The organism is Peptacetobacter hominis (assembly GCF_006861675.1).
GTDB lineage: Bacteria > Bacillota > Clostridia > Peptostreptococcales > Peptostreptococcaceae > Peptacetobacter > Peptacetobacter hominis.
The window spans coordinates 21,784-40,494 of sequence record NZ_SGJB01000007.1; the positions used below are offsets into that span (position 1 = coordinate 21,784).

At 29.4% G+C, this 18,711-nt stretch carries 16 protein-coding genes, 1 tRNA gene and 1 riboswitch; of the genes, 6 read left to right on the forward strand and 11 right to left on the reverse strand.

The genetic code is table 11. The features are described 5' to 3' along the window. Positions 1-11: 11 nt before the first annotated feature. From EXD82_RS04790 to EXD82_RS04805, 4 genes are all read right to left on the reverse strand, one after another. Positions 12-806 (reverse strand): Cof-type HAD-IIB family hydrolase, encoded by a 795-nt coding sequence (locus EXD82_RS04790; RefSeq protein WP_142535780.1) that lies wholly within the window; start codon positions 804-806, stop codon positions 12-14. Between the two features lie 15 nt (positions 807-821). Next, a complete protein-coding gene (locus EXD82_RS04795) occupies positions 822-1,715 on the reverse strand; it encodes a YegS/Rv2252/BmrU family lipid kinase (protein WP_142535781.1) in 894 nt (297 codons plus the stop codon). Positions 1,716-1,725: 10 nt separating this feature from the next. Next, positions 1,726-2,367 carry a lactate utilization protein gene (locus EXD82_RS04800; RefSeq protein ID WP_142535782.1) on the reverse strand — a complete coding sequence of 214 codons (642 nt, stop codon included), beginning with the start codon at positions 2,365-2,367 and terminating at the stop codon, positions 1,726-1,728. 101 nt (positions 2,368-2,468) lie between these two features. Beyond that, on the reverse strand, positions 2,469-2,990 hold the full coding sequence (locus EXD82_RS04805; RefSeq protein WP_142535783.1) for a TIGR04002 family protein: 522 nt from the start codon (positions 2,988-2,990) through the stop codon (positions 2,469-2,471). A 212-nt stretch (positions 2,991-3,202) separates the two neighbouring features. Between EXD82_RS04805 and EXD82_RS04810 the strand changes: the two genes are divergently transcribed. Further along, positions 3,203-3,967 carry a DeoR/GlpR family DNA-binding transcription regulator gene (locus EXD82_RS04810; protein WP_142535784.1) on the forward strand — a complete coding sequence of 255 codons (765 nt, stop codon included), beginning with the start codon at positions 3,203-3,205 and terminating at the stop codon, positions 3,965-3,967. 64 nt (positions 3,968-4,031) lie between these two features. Here EXD82_RS04810 and mgtA read toward each other — a convergent pair whose 3' ends face one another. The 3 genes from mgtA to EXD82_RS04825 form a co-directional block, all read right to left on the reverse strand. After that, a complete protein-coding gene (mgtA, locus tag EXD82_RS04815) occupies positions 4,032-6,767 on the reverse strand; it encodes a magnesium-translocating P-type ATPase (protein WP_142535785.1) in 2,736 nt (911 codons plus the stop codon). 133 nt (positions 6,768-6,900) lie between these two features. Continuing rightward, a complete protein-coding gene (locus tag EXD82_RS04820) occupies positions 6,901-7,407 on the reverse strand; it encodes a winged helix-turn-helix domain-containing protein (RefSeq protein WP_142535786.1) in 507 nt (168 codons plus the stop codon). 2 nt (positions 7,408-7,409) lie between these two features. Continuing rightward, positions 7,410-9,911, reverse strand: coding sequence for an HAD-IC family P-type ATPase (locus EXD82_RS04825; RefSeq protein ID WP_142535787.1), 2,502 nt, complete (start codon positions 9,909-9,911; stop codon positions 7,410-7,412). A gap of 126 nt (positions 9,912-10,037) precedes the next feature. Then, positions 10,038-10,143, forward strand: a riboswitch (TPP riboswitch). On the opposite strand from EXD82_RS04825, the gene thiM reads away from it, so the two are divergent. Both thiM and thiD read left to right on the forward strand, forming a co-directional pair. After that, positions 10,135-10,956 carry a hydroxyethylthiazole kinase gene (gene thiM, locus EXD82_RS04830; RefSeq protein WP_142535788.1) on the forward strand — a complete coding sequence of 274 codons (822 nt, stop codon included), beginning with the start codon at positions 10,135-10,137 and terminating at the stop codon, positions 10,954-10,956. (Overlaps the previous riboswitch by 9 nt.) Continuing rightward, the gene (thiD, locus tag EXD82_RS10600; protein WP_142535789.1) at positions 10,943-12,382 is read left to right on the forward strand and encodes a bifunctional hydroxymethylpyrimidine kinase/phosphomethylpyrimidine kinase; all 1,440 of its coding nucleotides are present in this window, start codon (positions 10,943-10,945) and stop codon (positions 12,380-12,382) included. Before thiM ends, thiD begins: the two co-directional genes overlap by 14 nt. Positions 12,383-12,474: 92 nt before the next feature. Here the strand turns inward: thiD and EXD82_RS04840 are convergent, their stop codons facing one another. After that, positions 12,475-13,815 (reverse strand): MATE family efflux transporter, encoded by a 1,341-nt coding sequence (locus EXD82_RS04840; RefSeq protein ID WP_142535790.1) that lies wholly within the window; start codon positions 13,813-13,815, stop codon positions 12,475-12,477. Positions 13,816-13,934: 119 nt separating this feature from the next. Here EXD82_RS04840 and EXD82_RS04845 point away from each other — a divergent pair, with 119 nt between their 5' ends. Then, positions 13,935-14,672, forward strand: a complete 738-nt coding sequence (locus EXD82_RS04845) for a MerR family DNA-binding transcriptional regulator (protein WP_174919164.1) — start codon at positions 13,935-13,937, stop codon at positions 14,670-14,672. 55 nt (positions 14,673-14,727) lie between these two features. Here the strand turns inward: EXD82_RS04845 and EXD82_RS04850 are convergent, their stop codons facing one another. From EXD82_RS04850 to EXD82_RS04860, 3 genes are all read right to left on the reverse strand, one after another. Further along, positions 14,728-15,570 carry a CPBP family intramembrane glutamic endopeptidase gene (locus tag EXD82_RS04850; RefSeq protein ID WP_142535792.1) on the reverse strand — a complete coding sequence of 281 codons (843 nt, stop codon included), beginning with the start codon at positions 15,568-15,570 and terminating at the stop codon, positions 14,728-14,730. 179 nt (positions 15,571-15,749) lie between these two features. Continuing rightward, positions 15,750-16,280 carry a folate family ECF transporter S component gene (locus EXD82_RS04855; RefSeq protein WP_142535793.1) on the reverse strand — a complete coding sequence of 177 codons (531 nt, stop codon included), beginning with the start codon at positions 16,278-16,280 and terminating at the stop codon, positions 15,750-15,752. A gap of 59 nt (positions 16,281-16,339) precedes the next feature. Then, a tRNA-Arg gene (locus tag EXD82_RS04860) sits at positions 16,340-16,416 on the reverse strand. Positions 16,417-16,732: 316 nt separating this feature from the next. On the opposite strand from EXD82_RS04860, the gene EXD82_RS04865 reads away from it, so the two are divergent. Beyond that, positions 16,733-17,668, forward strand: coding sequence for a magnesium transporter CorA family protein (locus tag EXD82_RS04865; protein ID WP_142535794.1), 936 nt, complete (start codon positions 16,733-16,735; stop codon positions 17,666-17,668). Between the two features lie 31 nt (positions 17,669-17,699). Next, complete coding sequence (locus tag EXD82_RS04870; protein WP_142535795.1) at positions 17,700-18,704, forward strand: calcium/sodium antiporter; 1,005 nt, start codon at positions 17,700-17,702, stop codon at positions 18,702-18,704. Positions 18,705-18,711 lie beyond the last annotated feature (7 nt).

Below are 18,711 nucleotides of genomic sequence, written 5' to 3' on the forward strand. Positions count from 1 at the left end.
CTGCTGCTATTTTATCTTGAGTTTATGCTATTAATAATACTGATTGCTTCAGAAACATTTTTCACAACATATGAAGCGGATTCCTTGACATCATCTCTTCCATTTTCCATAGCAAAGCTATATTTAAATCCTTTTAACATGGAAATATCATTTGGAGAATCTCCTATTGTAGCTATTTCATCGTGTGATATATTTTCCTTTTCAATTACAAAATTTATACCGGATTCTTTTGAAACTCCCATAGGAACTATATTAATAGTACTTTCACTAGAAAAATATATATCAAGCTCATTTCCAAATTCATCTATTAATATTTTTTCAATTCTTGCTAACTCTTTTTCATCTTCACATGCAACACCAATATTTCCTATCATATTATCAAAACTTTCTTTTTTAGTAAATTCTGGATCTATGATATAATCTTTCGAATAGTGGCTAAAAGCCTTACTCTCTTCAAGAATAACAGTTTCACCTTTATATTTAAAGTATATCTGTGCATCAACTGATTTATTTATTTCTATGTTTTCAAATGATTTTATAACTCTTTTTGCAATATCATCATCAAGAGTTCCTTTAAAAATAATCTCAAGATTATTATCGTATATAAAAGATCCATTCTCACATATAAAATATCCATTCAAAGAAATATAATTCTTAACCATTTTATAACCTTGTTTGAATATTCTTCCGGTCGCTACATTGAATACACCATTTTTTTCGAAATTTGATATTGAGTCTATATCATCATTACTTATACCATTGTTATATAAAGTTCCATCTAAGTCACAAAAAATATATTTTATCATCTAATCTGTCATCTCCTATAAGTCTATTCCTAATACCTCTATAGCTCCCTCTATACATTCTATGCATAGAGGAAAAGAAGGGCCTTTTTCTCCATCAATATCTGTTCCTAAATCACTCTCATCGCAATCAATTACAAGTTTTTTTGTCTTAAAATATAATATTTCATCATCTGTATCAAAATCTAAATGTTCTCCTTTAAGAACTCCTATAAAAACAGGGATAGATTTTGGAATAGGCATCCCTTTAAATATAATAACATCCAGATATCCATCGTCAAACTCTGATTTATATGCAAGGTTGATATTTCCCGCTGTCTTTCCATTAAAAACAAGCAATAAATACATATTGCCAGAATAAGATACTTCATCTGATGTAACAGTTACATTAAATTCTCTCATAGAAAGAGCCTCTTCTATTCCTTTAATATAGTATCCTATTCTACCAAAAGAATTCTTCATATGAGTATTTATTTTCTGTGATACATCTGTAAACATTCCAGAACTTGCTACATTTATAAAATACTTATTGTTTACTTTTCCAATATCAATTTTTTTAGATTTTGAACTTATTATATTTTTGATAGCTTCTTCAGGTTCAAAACTTAACCCTAAAGCATTTGCAAAATCATTGGCGGTTCCTGAGGGAATTATCCCTATAGGAATATTAATATCTCTTTTTTTAAGTTCATTTACAATTAGATCTATTGTACCATCTCCACCACAGATTACAATATGATCGTATGAATCATCAATATCACATATTGAAATATATGCTGGTATATCATAATCAAGTCTATATGGTATTACATAATATCCATTTTTCTGATATACTCTTATAATATCATCAAGTCTTGATGCGATTTTTTTTTCTCCAGAATTTGGATTATATATAAATTTAACTTTTTTCATAATATGCCTCTTAATATCCTAATACTTCATTTAAAAATATTACATGCATTCTTCCCTTTGAACGCTGTTTTTTGATAGTTACATAATCGCAGCATATTCTGTCAGAACTTGAACAATACGCACATGACCCAGAAATAGAACATGGTGTATCTGTATTAAGTCTTTTAGCATTTGCAGGAGCTGCTATATTTCTCACTCTTTCTATTGCTTCCTGCTCGTTTTTTACAATTTTATTTACACCTGAAATAACAATTACTTTATCTGGTCCATAAATCATAGCAGCAACTCTGTTTCCGTTACCATCTACATTATATAACTCTCCATTTTCTGTAATTGCATTTGAACTCGTAAAATAAGCATCTGCGAAAAAAGACTTTCTGTATATCTCCTTTATATCATTTGCCGAAAGCCCTTCTTTATATCTGTCAAGAAAGTTATAATCACTGCCTCTTAAAAAGTCAATTATATCTGTCTCGAAAAGAGTCATAGAACCACCACACGATACTGTGCTACCACTTTTAACAATAGATTTTATTGTTGATATAAGTTCATCTTTATCTTTTGCAAAGTATCCATTGATATTATTGTTTTCAAGAGCTCTTATAGTTTTTTCTATTTTCTTTTCATTCAGCCATTTCATATTATTATCCATAAAAAACACCCCTTTATATGTTTGTTATTTATATCTATATGATAACATATAAAGAGCTAACTACTCCATATATTATATCTAATATATATTAATATTTATAATTATCTGTAAATATATTTATGTAGAATAGATGATTTGTCAAAAGCAAATCCTAGTATTATAAATACTATACTACTTCCTATAGGCTGTATCATCCCTATAGTACTTAATATGAATGCAGACCAAAAATTCCCTATTATGACTCCCTCTGCAATCATATATAAAACTGTACCTATAATACCTGCAAATATAGAACCTATTATATTCCTTTTAGATACGATTTTTTCTCCTTTTTTAAAAAATAGTACAAGAATAGGTTTTATTATAATGGTAGGAATTGCCCATATTGCAGAACCTGTTGATATATCAGCTAACCGAGCTCCAACTGCAGCCGTAGCCATTGCATATGGTGTTGGTAATATAACTGCTGAAAGATATATAAATGCATCTCCTATATGCACATATCCCCCATTAATTCCCATAGGTATATGTAATATATATCCGGTTGTAATAAAAATAAGTGCTGCCAATAAAGATGATAATACTAGAATGTTATTATTGTTTTTAGAATTTAAATTCGACATATTTCTCTCTCCTTTATTAATTGTTTGATATATATGATACAATAAATCATACAATATTTGAATAAAATTTGATAATTCCATTATTTTTCATAAATTGTATGATAACAAAGTTATGGTATATATTATCAATAATTATTAATTCATCTTCTTTCATATTGAAATTGAAATTCCCATATGATAAAATTTATCTAATTATAAACAGGAGGTATACAATGTTTGCTGAAGAAAGAATACAGGATATCCTTGATACACTTAAAAAAGATGGGAAGGTAAAAGTAAAAGATTTAAGCACAAAATACAGCGTAACGGAAGACTGTATACGAAAGGATTTAAAAGCACTTGAGAAAATAGTACCTATAAAAAGAATTTATGGTGGTGCCGTTCTTCATAGGGAATCTCTTGCCTATCATTCAACAAAACAGAGACTTGGAGAAAATATAGATATAAAAAGAAAAATAGCAGAAAAAGCATTTGATATGGTAAATAATATGGAAACTATATTTCTTGATGTATCTACAGTTAATCTTATTTTAGCGGAACTTCTTGCAAAAAGTGGTAAAAAACTTACTATTGTTACAAATATGGTTGATATATTAAATCTGTTTACAAATATTGATCATAATATTCAAGTTGTTTCCGCTGGCGGAATACTAAACTCTACTATAAATGGTTTTGTGGGTGCATCAACAATTGATTTTCTTTCTAACTATAAATTTGATAAATCTTTTATTGGTACAGGGGGAATTGATGTTCCTTCAAATTGTTTGACAATATTTGAAATAGATGACGGTCTTACAAAAAAAAGTGTTATGGAAAATAGTAGAGAAATATATGTGGTAGCAGAATCAAAAAAGTTTGCATTTGATTGTGCTTACCAGTTTTATTCACTTGATAATATTGATGCGATTATAACAGATGAAAAACCTGATAGTGACACAATAAAACTTCTTGACGAATATAATATAACTATTGTATAAAAATATCATCATAAAACTTTGTTTCTAATACAGTAAAAAGAGAGCTATTAAGCTCTCTTTTTATTTAAAGTAATTCTCCAAATCTTTTTACATATGCCTTTTTAAATATAGTAGCAACAATCATGTAAAGTAAAATACATGGAAGTAAGTACATAAAGAAAGTCATTGGTAATGCTGAGAATCCTATTATATTTCCAAAATTTGTAAATGGTATTAATGTAAGAACCATTATTCCAGTAAATGTAAGAATTGTAAGAGGCTTTGATGCTCTACTCTGGATAAATGGTATTTTAGGAGTTCTTATCATATGTATTACAAGAGTTTGACTCCACATAGATTCTATAAACCATCCAGCCTGGAACATTGCTATATATGCTGCCTGAACATGTATTAATTCCTGTCCAGAAAAATGAGTTGCTAAGTCATTAAAAAGTACTCCTCCAGAAACAACCATTGGGCATAGTATGAAATACATAAAAGCATATGTAAGCCAATCAAATATAGAACTTGTAGGTCCTATCCACATCATAAATCTACCTACAGATGATGCATCCCATTTTCTTGGTTTTAAAAGATATTCCTTATCAACATTATCCCATGGAATAGCTGTACAACTAAGATCATATATAAGATTTAGTATTATAAGATGTATACTCATCATAGGTAAAAAAGGAAGTAAAGCTGATGCTGCCAATACAGAAAACATATTGCCGAAATTCGAAGAAGCTGTCATTTTTATGTATTTTATCATATTTGCATACGTCTTTCTTCCCTCTATGATTCCCTCTTCAAGAACCATCAAATCATTTTCAAGAAGAATTATGTCAGCAGATTCTTTTGCAATATCTACTGCTGTGTCTACAGAAATACCTATATCTGATTTTTTCATAGCCGGAGCATCATTTATACCATCTCCCATGAAACCTACACAATGCCCGTTATTTCTTAAAGCAGTTACTACCCTTGATTTCTGTTCAGGAGAAAGTTTTGCGAATATAGTTGTCTTTTCTACAGCATCTGAAAGTTCAAAATCACTCATGTACGAAATTTCTGTACCTAAAAGAGTATTTGACGTGTCAATTCCAACGTAACTACATATGGCTTCTGTAACAGTTTCATTATCACCTGTAAGAATTTTTGTTGTAACTCCATATTCTTTTAATGCTTCTATAGCTTTTGCTGCTGTTTCTTTAGGTGGATCAAGAAAAGCTAGGTATCCGATAAGTACCATTTCATTTTCATCATCTTTTCTCAGTTCTTTTGAGAATATATTCTTTTGAGCAACTGCTATTACTCTAAAACCTTTTTTGTTCAAATCCAGTACAGACTTAAGGATTTTATTTTTTAATTTATGGTCAATTTTTTTTATAGAACCATTTATCTCAGCATAAGAACATATAGAAATCATTTCTTCAACAGCACCTTTTGTTATCATCTGTTTTTTACCTTTTCTATCTTCCACTGAAACAGATAATCTTCTTCTTGAAAAATCAAATGGTATCTCGTCTACTTTGATATATTCCTCAGAAAGATCTGTAAGTGTCTTATCTATATTTTCTTCCTCTTCTGTTTTTTTAATGATAGCTATATCCATAAGATTTCTATAACCTGTCTGAAAATAACTATTAAGATATGCATGTCTTAGTACTCTTGAGTCTTCATTGCCATCAAGATTTAGATGATATTCAAGAACAACATTATTTTGTGTAATAGTACCTGTTTTATCTGTACATAGAATATCTATTGCTCCAAAATTTTGTATTGAATTAAGATTTTTTACAATGGTTTTTTTCTTCGACATTGCAACTGCACCTTTTGCAAGACATGTAGTAACAATCATAGGAAGCATTTCCGGTGTAAGCCCTACTGCAACTGATATTCCAAATAGAAATGCCTCTGGCCAGTTTCCTTTTGTTATTCCATTTACTATAAATACTATTGGAACCATTATAAGCATGAATCTTATAAGTACCATTGAAACTTTGTTTACACCCTTTGTAAAACTTGTTTCTTCTCGATCTTCAGAGACAGAATCAGCAATATCTCCAAATATCGTATTCTTTCCTGTAGCTATAGCTACAGCTTTTGCTGTACCACTTATAACATTACTGCCCATAAAGGATATATTTCTATAGTCTGTAATATTTATTGACTCTCTTTCATATATACAATCTATTTTTTCAATAGGTTCACTTTCTCCTGTAAGAGATGATTGGTTTACAAAGAAATCTTTTGATTCTACTATTCTTACATCTGCTGGTATCATATCTCCTACTGAAAGCATTATTATATCACCAACAACAATATCATCAATTTTTACATCAATGGCTTTTCCATTTCTTATAACAGTGCATGTTACTGCTATCATATCAAGTAGTTTTTCGGCTGCATTTCCAGATTTTGTTTCTTGAACAAATCTTAATGTTCCAGAAATAAAAACCATTATAACTATTATTCCAACAGTCATAAAATCAACTTCACCAGGATTTCCATCAAGAATAGGTTTTATTATATCTGTAAAGCCTGATACTATTGCAAGACAGAAAAGTATCGCTGTGAAAGGATTTATAAAAGATTCCATAATCCTTCTTAGAACACTTTTTTTACTTTTATGTGCCACTTCATTACTTCCATATATATCCCTGTTTTTTAGTATCTGCCCTCCGCCTAATCCGTCATGACATGTACTATACTTATTCATGATAGACCTTATATCATGAGTCGCTGCAAAAGTAATTTCTTTATCAGCAGTTTCTCTAAGAGATATTATATCTCTATCTTTTTTTGTTTTTATTGTCATAAAAAACACCTCCATTGAATATATATTTTTGTAGAAGAAACTTAACTTCTATTTAAATTATATATTCTGGAAGTGTTTAATAATATCTATTAACTCTTGCTTTTTCTTGCATTTTCGCAAGAATTTATTGATATTAGTTATCATTAAATTTATATCCTATACCCCAGACAGTTATTATATATTCAGGGTCATCAGGATAAGGTTCTATTTTCTTTCTCAGCTTTCTTATATAAGACATAATATTGCTGTCAGATAAAAGATACTTGTCATCCCACACGGCTTGATATATCTGCTCCTTTGTAAAAATTTCCCCTCTATTTGTGTATAAAAAATATAATATATCAAATTCCTTGGGAGTAAGATTGACGTCATTTCCAGATACAGTTACTTTTCTTGTTCTTCTATTTATTACCAAATCTTTATAAATACTTTCATCCATGTCAGGTAATATATTTATATCTTCAGATCCTTCCATTTGTATAAGTATTCCATTATTCTGACCGCCCAGCATATCCATAAAATATTGCCATAATTCATCGTTAAGATGCTCGTTACCATCAGTATGAGATTGAATAAGCTCTTTACATATCCATTTTACAAAAGAGGTATTAACTTTTATTTTTTCTATTTTTTTATCCATATTTATACCTCCTGAAATCCATATTTTATGATATATTTTCTCTTTCTGAATGATATAAAAACAGAATATATAATTATTACTGGAATAATATATATATAATATATAAATGGAAGTTTCTGGAATCCTATACTTATAAATAAAGGATTCGTTGTTATTAGAATCGATATAATTATTACTGCAAAACCAATAACCCATGTTGAAATTGATTCCTTTATATTGTTAATAATATTTTCGTCGGTTTTTAAAATATTAAGAACTATAATTTGTGACCGTATAGATTCTATAAACCATCCTGTTTGGAAAACAGATATAAATTTATTTTGCATATATAGATCTGATATATTATTAAAACTCTCTACACCACAAACATATGGACATATTACAAAAAACATTATTGCAAATGTTATAATATCAAAAATAGAACTTATTGGTCCAAAAAATCTCATAAATACAGCAAGCTTTTCTCCACCCCATTTAACTTTTGAAGATACTTTTTTCTGTCTGGATTTACTCAGTGGAAAAAGCATACACATTGTATCATAGATAAGATTCATAAAGAGAATCTGAACTGCACTCATAGGCATAAATGGAAGAAATGCCCGAGCAAACCGTATTGAAATAATATTCCCGAAATTTGAACTTGCGGCAATTCTTACATAGTCCAATATATTTATAAATACATTTCTGGATTCAGAGATACTATCTGCTACTACTGATAATTTTTTACCTATTACTATAACTTCAGCAGCGTATTTTGCTGCATCTGTTGCAGTATCTACAGAAATACCGACATCAGCATTTGAAATTGCGCCTACATCATTTATTCCATCGCCTAAAAAACCTACTGTATTTTTTTCTTTTAATATATCAACTATTCTGGTCTTATCATATGGTGAAAGCTCCGCATAAATATTATATTTATCTACTATCATTTTTAGCTCATCATCTTTTATTTTACTTATTTCATTGCCGGTTATTATTTTATTTGAGTCTATATTAAGTCTTTTACATATAGATGATGTAACTTCCTTCTTATCTCCACTTAATACTTTTATTGATACACCCAGTTTCTTTATTTTTTCTATTGCAGCAAATGCTTCTTTCTTTGGAGCATCAAAAAAAGCTATATACCCAACAAGGATATAATCTTTTTCAGTTTCAAGTTTTTCATTTTTTTCTGCAACACCTATTACCTTCATACCATCTTCAAAGAGTTCCTCCGTAATAAGTTTTACATTTTTTAATGCATCCTCTGAAAAGGGATATGTTCTATTGTTATAGATAAAATATGAACACATTTCTATAATACTATCTATATCACCTTTTATTATCTTTTTTCTTTTATTATCTTTATCTGAAATAGTTACACCAGATATTTTGTTTTTATACTCAAAAGGAGATTCCGCATATTTACAGTATTTTTCTTTAATAACATTGCAGTAATCTTCTCCAAAGCCTGCTTTTACAGACGACAGTATTGACTCATCAATTGGATTTTTAGCTACTGATGAGAAAAAACTATTAATATATGCGTATTCAAGTGTAGTTTTACTTTCATTTCCCAATATATCCATATAATATTCGGGAATTAAATTTTCATTTGTAAGAGTTCCTGTTTTATCAATACATAAAATATCCATATCAGACATTGTCCGCATAGATTCTATACTCTTAAGTACAGCTCTTTTTTTATAAAGTATGGTACTTCCTTTAAGAATAGATACTGCCATAACCATCGGAAGAAGTTCTGGAACTAATCCTATAACAGTAGAAATCGCAAATAGGGTTGCATGTATTATCTCTTTTGAGTTTATAACAGCAAGTATAAATACCAGAGGAAATATTACTAAAGAGAATTTTATTAGAACAAACATAATTGAGTATGAACCATCTTTAAATATACTTTTCTTTACATTTGTTTTAACTCTCGTATTAGTCTTTTCATATACAGTACTTTTTCCTATGCTTTTTACTATGCCCTCACCAGTTCCTGAAATCACTAATGATTCTGCAAAAACCATATCATTTCTATATATATCAATAAAATCCAATGAATCATTTGAATTTGATTCAGAAGGAAATTTTTCTATAACATTGCTTTCCCCATTTATTGCCGCCTGTGATACAAAAAGATTATTAGATGAAATAAGTTCTATATCAGCAGGAACTCTTTCTCCTGCGGATATAACTACTATATCACCTATAGATAATTCTGATGGATTTACTATCATAATACTATTATTTTTTCTAACTCTTATATATGTATCAATATCATTTTTTATATAGCTATATTCTTTTCTTCTTTTGTGCTCTGCTATAAAGTATAAAGCAGCACTTATGATTATTATCCGCAATAATATTTCATACGAAAAAGCAGCAATATTTTCTGAAGTGTTATTTAAAATATTTATAATAAAAAAAGTTATTGTTATAAAAATAAGAATAACTGTAAATGGATTAAAAAAAATCCTTCTAAACTCGTTTGAGATAAATTTTTTATTCATAAAACCTCCTATGCATACAATATAATTTCATTTTATCATGGAATTATTGTCATATAAATAATATTATAAGATATATTTATGATATAATGAAAAAGGATTATTAAATCCAGAATATCAAATCATTCAATAATCAATCAGGGGAGTTTATGTAGATAGACTGAGAGTAAGCCGAAGCTTAGACCCTTAACCTGATTTGGATAATGCCAACGGAGGGAGAATACTTATGTTTAAAACATGTCTTGAAAATGTACGTTCAAACGTACCACTAATCCACAACATTACTAACTATGTAACTGTAAATGATGTTGCCAACATCATTCTTGCCTGTGGTGCAAGTCCTATAATGGCCGATGACGAAGCGGAAGCTGCGGATATAACATCTGTATGTAATGGACTTAATATAAACATCGGTACACTTAATCACAATACTATTCCATCAATGATTATAGCTGGTAAAAAATCAAATGAACTTAACCATCCTATTATACTGGATCCTGTAGGTGTAGGAGCAAGTGCTCTTAGAAATAATACTGCTAATAAACTTCTAAATGAAATTAAATTTGATGTTATTAGAGGAAATATATCAGAAATTAAATTTTTATCTACAGGAATAGGTTCTGGGAAAGGTGTTGATGCAGGAATTGCGGATACTGTAACAGAAGAAAATCTTGATGAAATAATAGCATCTCTTAAAAAGTTTTCTAAAATAACAGGAAGCATAATAGCTGTAACAGGTGCGATAGATCTCGTAGCTAATGAAAAACAATGCTATGTCATAAGAAATGGTCGCCCTGAGATGGGTAAAATAACAGGTACCGGATGTCAGTTATCTGGTATGACTGCGGCATTTATATGTGCAAATAAAGATAATATGCTTGAAGCAACAGCTGCTTCTATTTGTATGATGGGACTTGCCGGAGAGATAGCCTGGTCAAATATGAATAACTATGATGGAAACTCAACATACAGAAATAGAATTATTGATGCTATATATAATATGACAGGAGAGATGTTGGAAGAAGGTGCTAAATATGAAATTAGATAAAAAAGATCTTCTTTTATATGCCATAACCGATAGAAGTTGGCTTAATGGAATGACTATGGAAGAACAACTTAAAGAGGCTATAACTGGCGGAGCAACTATTGTACAGATACGAGAAAAAAATATGAATTATTCAGATTTTCTTGAAGAGGCAAAATCACTTTATAAAATATGCAAATCATCAAATATACCATTTATTGTGAATGACAATATCGATATAGCAAGGGAAATTAACGCTGATGGTATTCATGTTGGACAGGAAGATATGGATGCTAAAGATGTTAGAGCTATTATAGGAGATAAAATGATTCTTGGTGTTTCCGCATCAACAGTAGAAGAAGCTATAAAAGCTGAAAAAAATGGAGCTGATTATCTTGGAGTTGGTGCTGTTTTTTCAACATCTACAAAGAAGGATGCTGACAGTGTAAGTTATGAAGAACTAAAAAAAATATGCGATGCTGTTTCTATACCTGTCGTAGCTATTGGAGGAATTACTTATGATAATATGGATGTACTCAAAGACAGTGGTATATGTGGTATATCTGTAATAAGTGCTATTTTTGCACAAAATGACATAAGAAAAGCAACTGAAAATTTAAAAAATAAATCAGAAAAATTATTCAAATATCATAAAATGCCAGTAGCTCTTACTATTGCAGGAAGTGATTCAAGTGGCGGCGCTGGAATACAGGCAGATATAAAAACAATGACAGTGCATGGTGTATTTGCAGAGAGTGCTATTACAGCACTTACTGCTCAAAACACAACTGGTGTAATGTCTGTATTTGAATCATCTCCTGAATTTCTTTCAGAGCAGCTGGATTCTGTATTTAGTGATATATATCCAAATGCTGTAAAGATAGGAATGGTTTCATCATGTAATCTTATTCATGTAATTTCAGAGAAACTTAGAGAATATAACGCGAAAAATATTGTAGTTGATCCTGTTATGATTTCTACAAGTGGATCAAGATTAATAGAAGAAGACGCAATAAAAACTCTTAAAGAAGAGCTTTTCCCTCTTGCATCAGTATTGACTCCTAATATTCCTGAAGCTGAAGTCATCTCTGGTATAGAAATAAAATCAACAGAGGATATGATAAAAGCATCTAAAATTATTGGTGATAATTTCAAATGTGCGGTACTATGCAAAGGTGGACACAGTATAAATGATGCAAATGATTTACTTTATTCTAATGGTGAATTCAGATGGTTCTATGGAAAAAGAATAGAAAATAATAACACACACGGTACAGGATGTACTCTTTCAAGTGCTATTGCTTCAAATCTCGCAAAAGGTAAGAATTTAGAAATGTCCGTATTAGAGGCAAAAAACTATATTTCAGGAGCTCTTTCATATATGCTGGATTTAGGAAAAGGTAGCGGTCCTATGAACCATGCTTTTTCTGTACACGGAGAGTATAAATAGATAAAAAATAGGCAGTTTAAAAACTGCCTATTTTTGTATATAAATCCCCTAGCTTTGTCGACAATAAATTTACATAATTATATTATGTAAATTTAATTTTCACTTAAATACTTTGTTTTATATGTAAACAATATTGATACAAAAACAGTTATAATTTCTGCACACGGAACTGCCGCCCATACTCCATTCATTTCCCAGAAGATTGGAAGTATATATAAAAATAAAAGCAACAAAAAGAAAGATCTAAGAAATGTTATTATAGCTGATAAATGACCATAAGCATATGACGTTAATCTTACTGCAGAAAATATACTAATACCAAATACTATAAATCCTATTGAGTATATCCTCATACCATATACCGCTAAATTATATACATCTGAAGTTTTTTCAGCAAAAAAGGATACAGCATATGGAGCTACAAAGAATCCTATAATATAAAGTATTCCGGGAACTATCCCGAGGAATCTGAATGAATATTTTTCTATTTTTCTACATACATTCTTTTTTCCTTCTCCGAATGCATGTCCAAGAAGGGGTGAAACCCCCATTGAATATCCAAATGCTAATCCTATAAATATAAACTGAAGGTACATTGTTATTGTAACAGCTGCTATTCCATCCTCACCTGCAAATTTAAGTGCAGATATATTGAATGCTATCGTAGTTATTGCTATTGCTATTTGGTTTATAAATTCGGAAGAACCATTTATAAGACATCTTGGAATAAAAGAAAAACTGATTCCTGAATATTTAAATTTTACAGTTTTACTCATAAAAACTATATAATACAGACCAATAACAAATGATACAGCAATTCCTATAATTGTAGCTAAAGCTGCTCCATATATCCCCATTTTCATAGGAACTATAAATACATAATCCAGAATAATATTTGTAATTCCACCAGCGAGAGAAACTATAAAACTATATAGAGGTGATCCATCAATCCTTATAAAATATGTAAAAATTTCTTTGCCGATTACCAAAATAAATCCTACCATCCATGGTATTATATAATCTTTACAATATATTATTGTTTTATCTGTAGCACCTAAAAGATACAGAAGTTTATCAAGAAATATAAAAAATAAAAGAGTTATAATACCACCTATTACTATGGATGAAATAAATGCAGTTGTAAATTTAATATTTGCTTCATCATATTTCTTTTGTCCTATCGATATAGCTGCAAGAGCACTTCCACCTATCGCAAATATATATGCTATTCCAAGAAGTATGTTTATTATGGGATAAACTATATTTACGGCCGCTAGTGCATCTGTTCCAACAAATTTGGATACAAAAACACCATCTACTATCGTATACAGAGTTGTAAACAAAGAAGTTAGATATGTAGGAATGACAAATTTAATCACTTTTCTAAATTTTAGAGTTTCTTCACTTTCTATAATACTATTTATTGAATTCATATAAGTCTCCTTTCCTTGAATATTACAATAAACAGTATAAACCTTAAAGTAACTTGAAAGTCAATTGTAATTATGGTATTTTGTATATAATTATATATTTAATAAATAGGAGGAACATCTTGGATAAAACATTTAGAATCGGTGAAATTGCAGATTTTTTCAATATACCATCAAGTACTCTTAGATATTGGAATGATAAAGGTGTATTGAAATCAAAGAAAAATATAGAAAATAATTACAGAGAGTATGATTTCATGGATCTTATTGAGATATCTGATGTAATATTTTATAAAACTCTTGGAATTCCATTAAAACAAATTACATCTATAGAAAATATGGAGCTAAAAGAATATAAGGAACTGTTTGAGCTTCATAAAATATCACTATTCAATGAACTTGAACTATTAAATAAAAGAATTGAGAAATTAAAGAAACATCAATCCGCAATAGATGAAGTTATACGATTAAAAGATTCTGGAATAAAATATGGAAGTATTGATATCGATACCATCTGTGGTTTTGAACTTACCGAAATAAACAAAATATCATTATATATTTCAGATCCATCGCTTTATATAAGAGTTCATGACTCAGACAATTTGAAATATGAAAAAAGAGGAATTATAATCGAAAGCTTTAATAATGAAGATATTATTTGGAAAAAAAGAACAGATAAATATGCTATTTTTTTGATGAAAGAGGAAGTTTCAGAAAAATGGGAAAACAATCTTTGCGAATATATAAATAAAATCAAAGAGGATTATAATACAGGGAAAATTTTAAGTAGATTTCTATGTAGAGCAAGTGAAAACGGGAAAATATTTGATTTTTATAAATGTTATGTTGAAATAATATAAAAGGAAGTATGTCTGATATATAAATATATATCAGAAAACTTCCTTCTTTTATTTATCAATCAACGTAAACAAGTTTATTTTTATTATAACAATATATTGAAAGAATCAATACTGCTATTATTCCTGCTCCCCCAGAAAAAATACAACTTGATGCTGAACCTTTAGCAATTCCTGAAAATACTGCTGCTGGTGTATATATACTTATACTATTCATAGAAAGACTAAGGATTAAAGGGCACCATATAGATTCGGTTCTATAAAGTAGATATGATTGAATACTGCCAATTGCAATACTTGCAATTATAAGCATGATGGAACTTATTATCGGATTTGATACGCTATCTCTATATAGTATCGACATAACCGGTAACTGCCATAATCCCCAAAATAAGCCATCTAAGATTGCTGCTTTTTCTGCAGATGTAATTTTACAAAGTTTTGGAAGAAGATATCCTCTCCATGCAAATTCTTCGCACAAACATTGTATAATTCCATATAATGGAAATATTATTGCAAGATTTGATACCTCATATGTTATACCTTTTAAATATTCAAAAAGACTCGTATATTGAAAACTATAAATAGCAACTGAAGAAAGTAGACCTATTCTGGTTTTAAATATAAAGTAATTTATTATAGCAGTAATATACATAAAGACAGGCATAAGTATTAGTGTCTTCATAAATATAGACCGATTTTTCTTCATATTTAATCTGATAAAAAAGGTTGCTGATTTATCTTTAAATATCACTTTCGCAATCAATGAAATTATTGCTGGAATGAACATAATTACTATAACAGTGTTATATCCTAAAAAATCTTTAAGAATATTGGTTATTAAAATAGTTAATATAAATACCGTGCTTAGAAAAAATATAATCTGTTTTTTTGTACTCATATATACCTCCTTAGAAATTTCTATAGACCTAGTTATAATCTCTTTTATATATAGGTTAACACGACAATATTAAAAATTTCTTAAGAGATATTTTATAAACAGTAAAAAATTCTATATTTTTGTAAAGAATATATCATAGTTTATATACACAAAGAAAAAGCACATCATGATGATGCGCTTTAACGAGAGCTCCTGTTATAAGCAGGAATATATCTATTTAATGAAGCAAGACTGTATGATACATTATATATTATAAATATTTTTACAATAAGCATAATAACCGACTGAACTGATCTCATAGATATAATAGTCCACAAAGGTTGCCCGGTTAATATATATATATTTACTGTATTAAGTAAAAGTTCTACAATATTTACCATTATAACTGTTGTAGTAATATTTTTTATACTCTTTGGTTTTTCATACAAGAATTTACCATATATCATAGCAGTTATACATGCTGTAATTGTAAATCCTGGGAAAAAATCAGATGCAAATAATATAGTTCCTATTATATCGCTTATAGCTGCAACTGCTACTGTATATTTTGTCCCGTACATGATTGCAGCAACTGTTATTGGAAGAAAACTAAATCCTATTCTAACTATTGGAGTTGATATGGATAAAAATCTTGAAAGAATTATACTCATTGCTACAAAAAGTGATAAAGTAACAAGGTCTCTTGTATTGATTTTCTCTGTATTTTTCACAATAATATCTCCTTTTTCATATAATTCAAAATGCTCTGCATTATGCAGAGCATTTATACTGGTGTACCCGACGGGATTCGAACCCGCAGACCTTCAGAGTCGGAGTCTGACATTCTACCAATTGAACTACAGGCACATATTAAACAGATTTAACATATATATAATAAATTAAAACACTACTATATGTCAATATAAATATACTGTCTGCACATTAAAAATAAATATTTAGTTTCCTTTACACTTGATTTATGAACAAAATCAAGGTATTCTATTAAATGGAAATATATTTTTATAAAGGAGAGTGATGGGCAATGGATAGTTATCCGTTGCATAGGAAATACAATTTAAACTATCACTTGACTGTATCTATTATTCTATAGCATCTTTTTTATTCCTATCAGAATAACAGATACTGTTAAATGATGGAATATTTTTATACAGGAGATGCTACCATGATCAGATACTATAAAACAATTGATTCCAAATTGGAAAAGCTCAATGAAATTGAGGATGGATGCTGGATAAATCTTGTAGAGCCAAATCAGAGTGAAATACATTTGATTGTTGAAAAGACAGGTATAGATATAGAAAGTATAAACTCTGCTCTTGACGAAGAAGAACGTTCGAGAATAGATGTAAATGAGGATCATACGCTTATACTTATAGATATTCCTATAGATGAAAGTGACTCTGATAATTCTCATTACAGTACAATTCCCCTTGGGATAATTATAACTGATGAGATAATACTCACTGTATGTAGTGAACAGACAAGAATACTTAATGACTTTATAGTAGGTCATATAAAAGATTTTTATACTCATATGAAATCAAGATTTATACTCCAGATTCTTCATAAAAATGCGGCTTATTATCTTCATTATCTTAGAAGAATAAACAAAATGACAAATGAACTTGAGAAGGAAATATACAGTTCTATGAAAAATAAACAGCTTATACAGCTTCTGGAACTTGAAAAATCACTGGTATATTTTTCTACTTCTCTTAAAGCCAATGAACTTGTACTTAACAAAATGCTTAAAACTTCAAGTATAAAAAAATATCATGATGATGACGATCTTCTTGATGATGTTATTATAGAAAATAGACAGGCTCTTGAAATGGCATCAATCTATGGAGATATATTAAGTCGTATCATGGACGCTTTTAGTGCGATAATAAGTAATAATCAGAACAATGTTATGCAGTTTTTAACTGTTGTTACACTTATAGTTTCTATCCCGACTCTTATCTCAGGGTTCTTCGGAATGAACGTAGGGGGAATTCCCCTTTCATCAAATATAAATGGTTTCTGGATGATTGCAGCAATTTCTGCTGTTATATGTATAATAATAACTATATTTATGTCCAGAAATAAACTTCTTTAAATTTAAAACTGAATATGGAGGAAAATTTAATATGAATTATATACTTCTTATAGTTGGATTTATTTTTCTTGTAAAGGGAGCTGATTTTTTTGTAGATGGATCATCAAGTATAGCACAGACTCTTAAGATTCCGTCTCTAATAATAGGTCTTACTATAGTTGCTTTCGGTACAAGCGCTCCTGAAGCTGCAGTAAGTATTACAGCTTCTATTAGTGGACAAAATGGAATGGCTATGGGAAATGTTGTGGGGTCTAATATATTTAATCTTCTGGTTGTTGTAGGGATATCCGCTATAATAAAACCACTAATGATTGAAAAAGGTGTTAGAATCAAGGAATTTCCATTTTTGATACTTATATCTGCGTTATCTTTTGTAATAATAGCCGATCAATATTTTAATTCTACTTATATAAATCAATTAAGTAGAGGCGATGGTATTATACTACTAATGTTTTTTGCAGTATTTATGTACTCTCTTGTAATGAGTGCCTTAAAATCCCGTAATGATGCTATAGAAAATCAGAAGCTTCATCCAGAAGAATATAAAGATATGAACATAGAAATAGATGCTCCATCTAAAACAATGCCTATTGGAAAAGCTATTATTTTTTCTATAGGAGGTATTATTGCTATAGTTCTAGGTGGACAGCTTGTTGTAAATTCTGCTACAGGCATAGCAAAAAGTTTTGGAGTAAGTGACCAGCTTATCGGGCTTACAATTGTTGCAATAGGTACTTCACTACCTGAACTGGTTACTTCTATAATAGCTGCTACAAAAGGTGAAAGTGATATAGCTCTTGGAAATGTTATTGGTTCAAATGTATTTAATATATTATTTGTTCTCGGAATATCTGCAGCTATTTCGCCAATATCAATCGATCCAAAACTTTTTATAGATTGTCTATTTATGATAGCAGTAACAGTTCTTGCATACATATTCTCTTTAATCAGGAAAGATATAAACAGATTAGAGGGAGCTGTTCTTACAGCCCTATATATAGGATATACACTATATTTAATTTCTGGTGTAATATAAAAAAGAA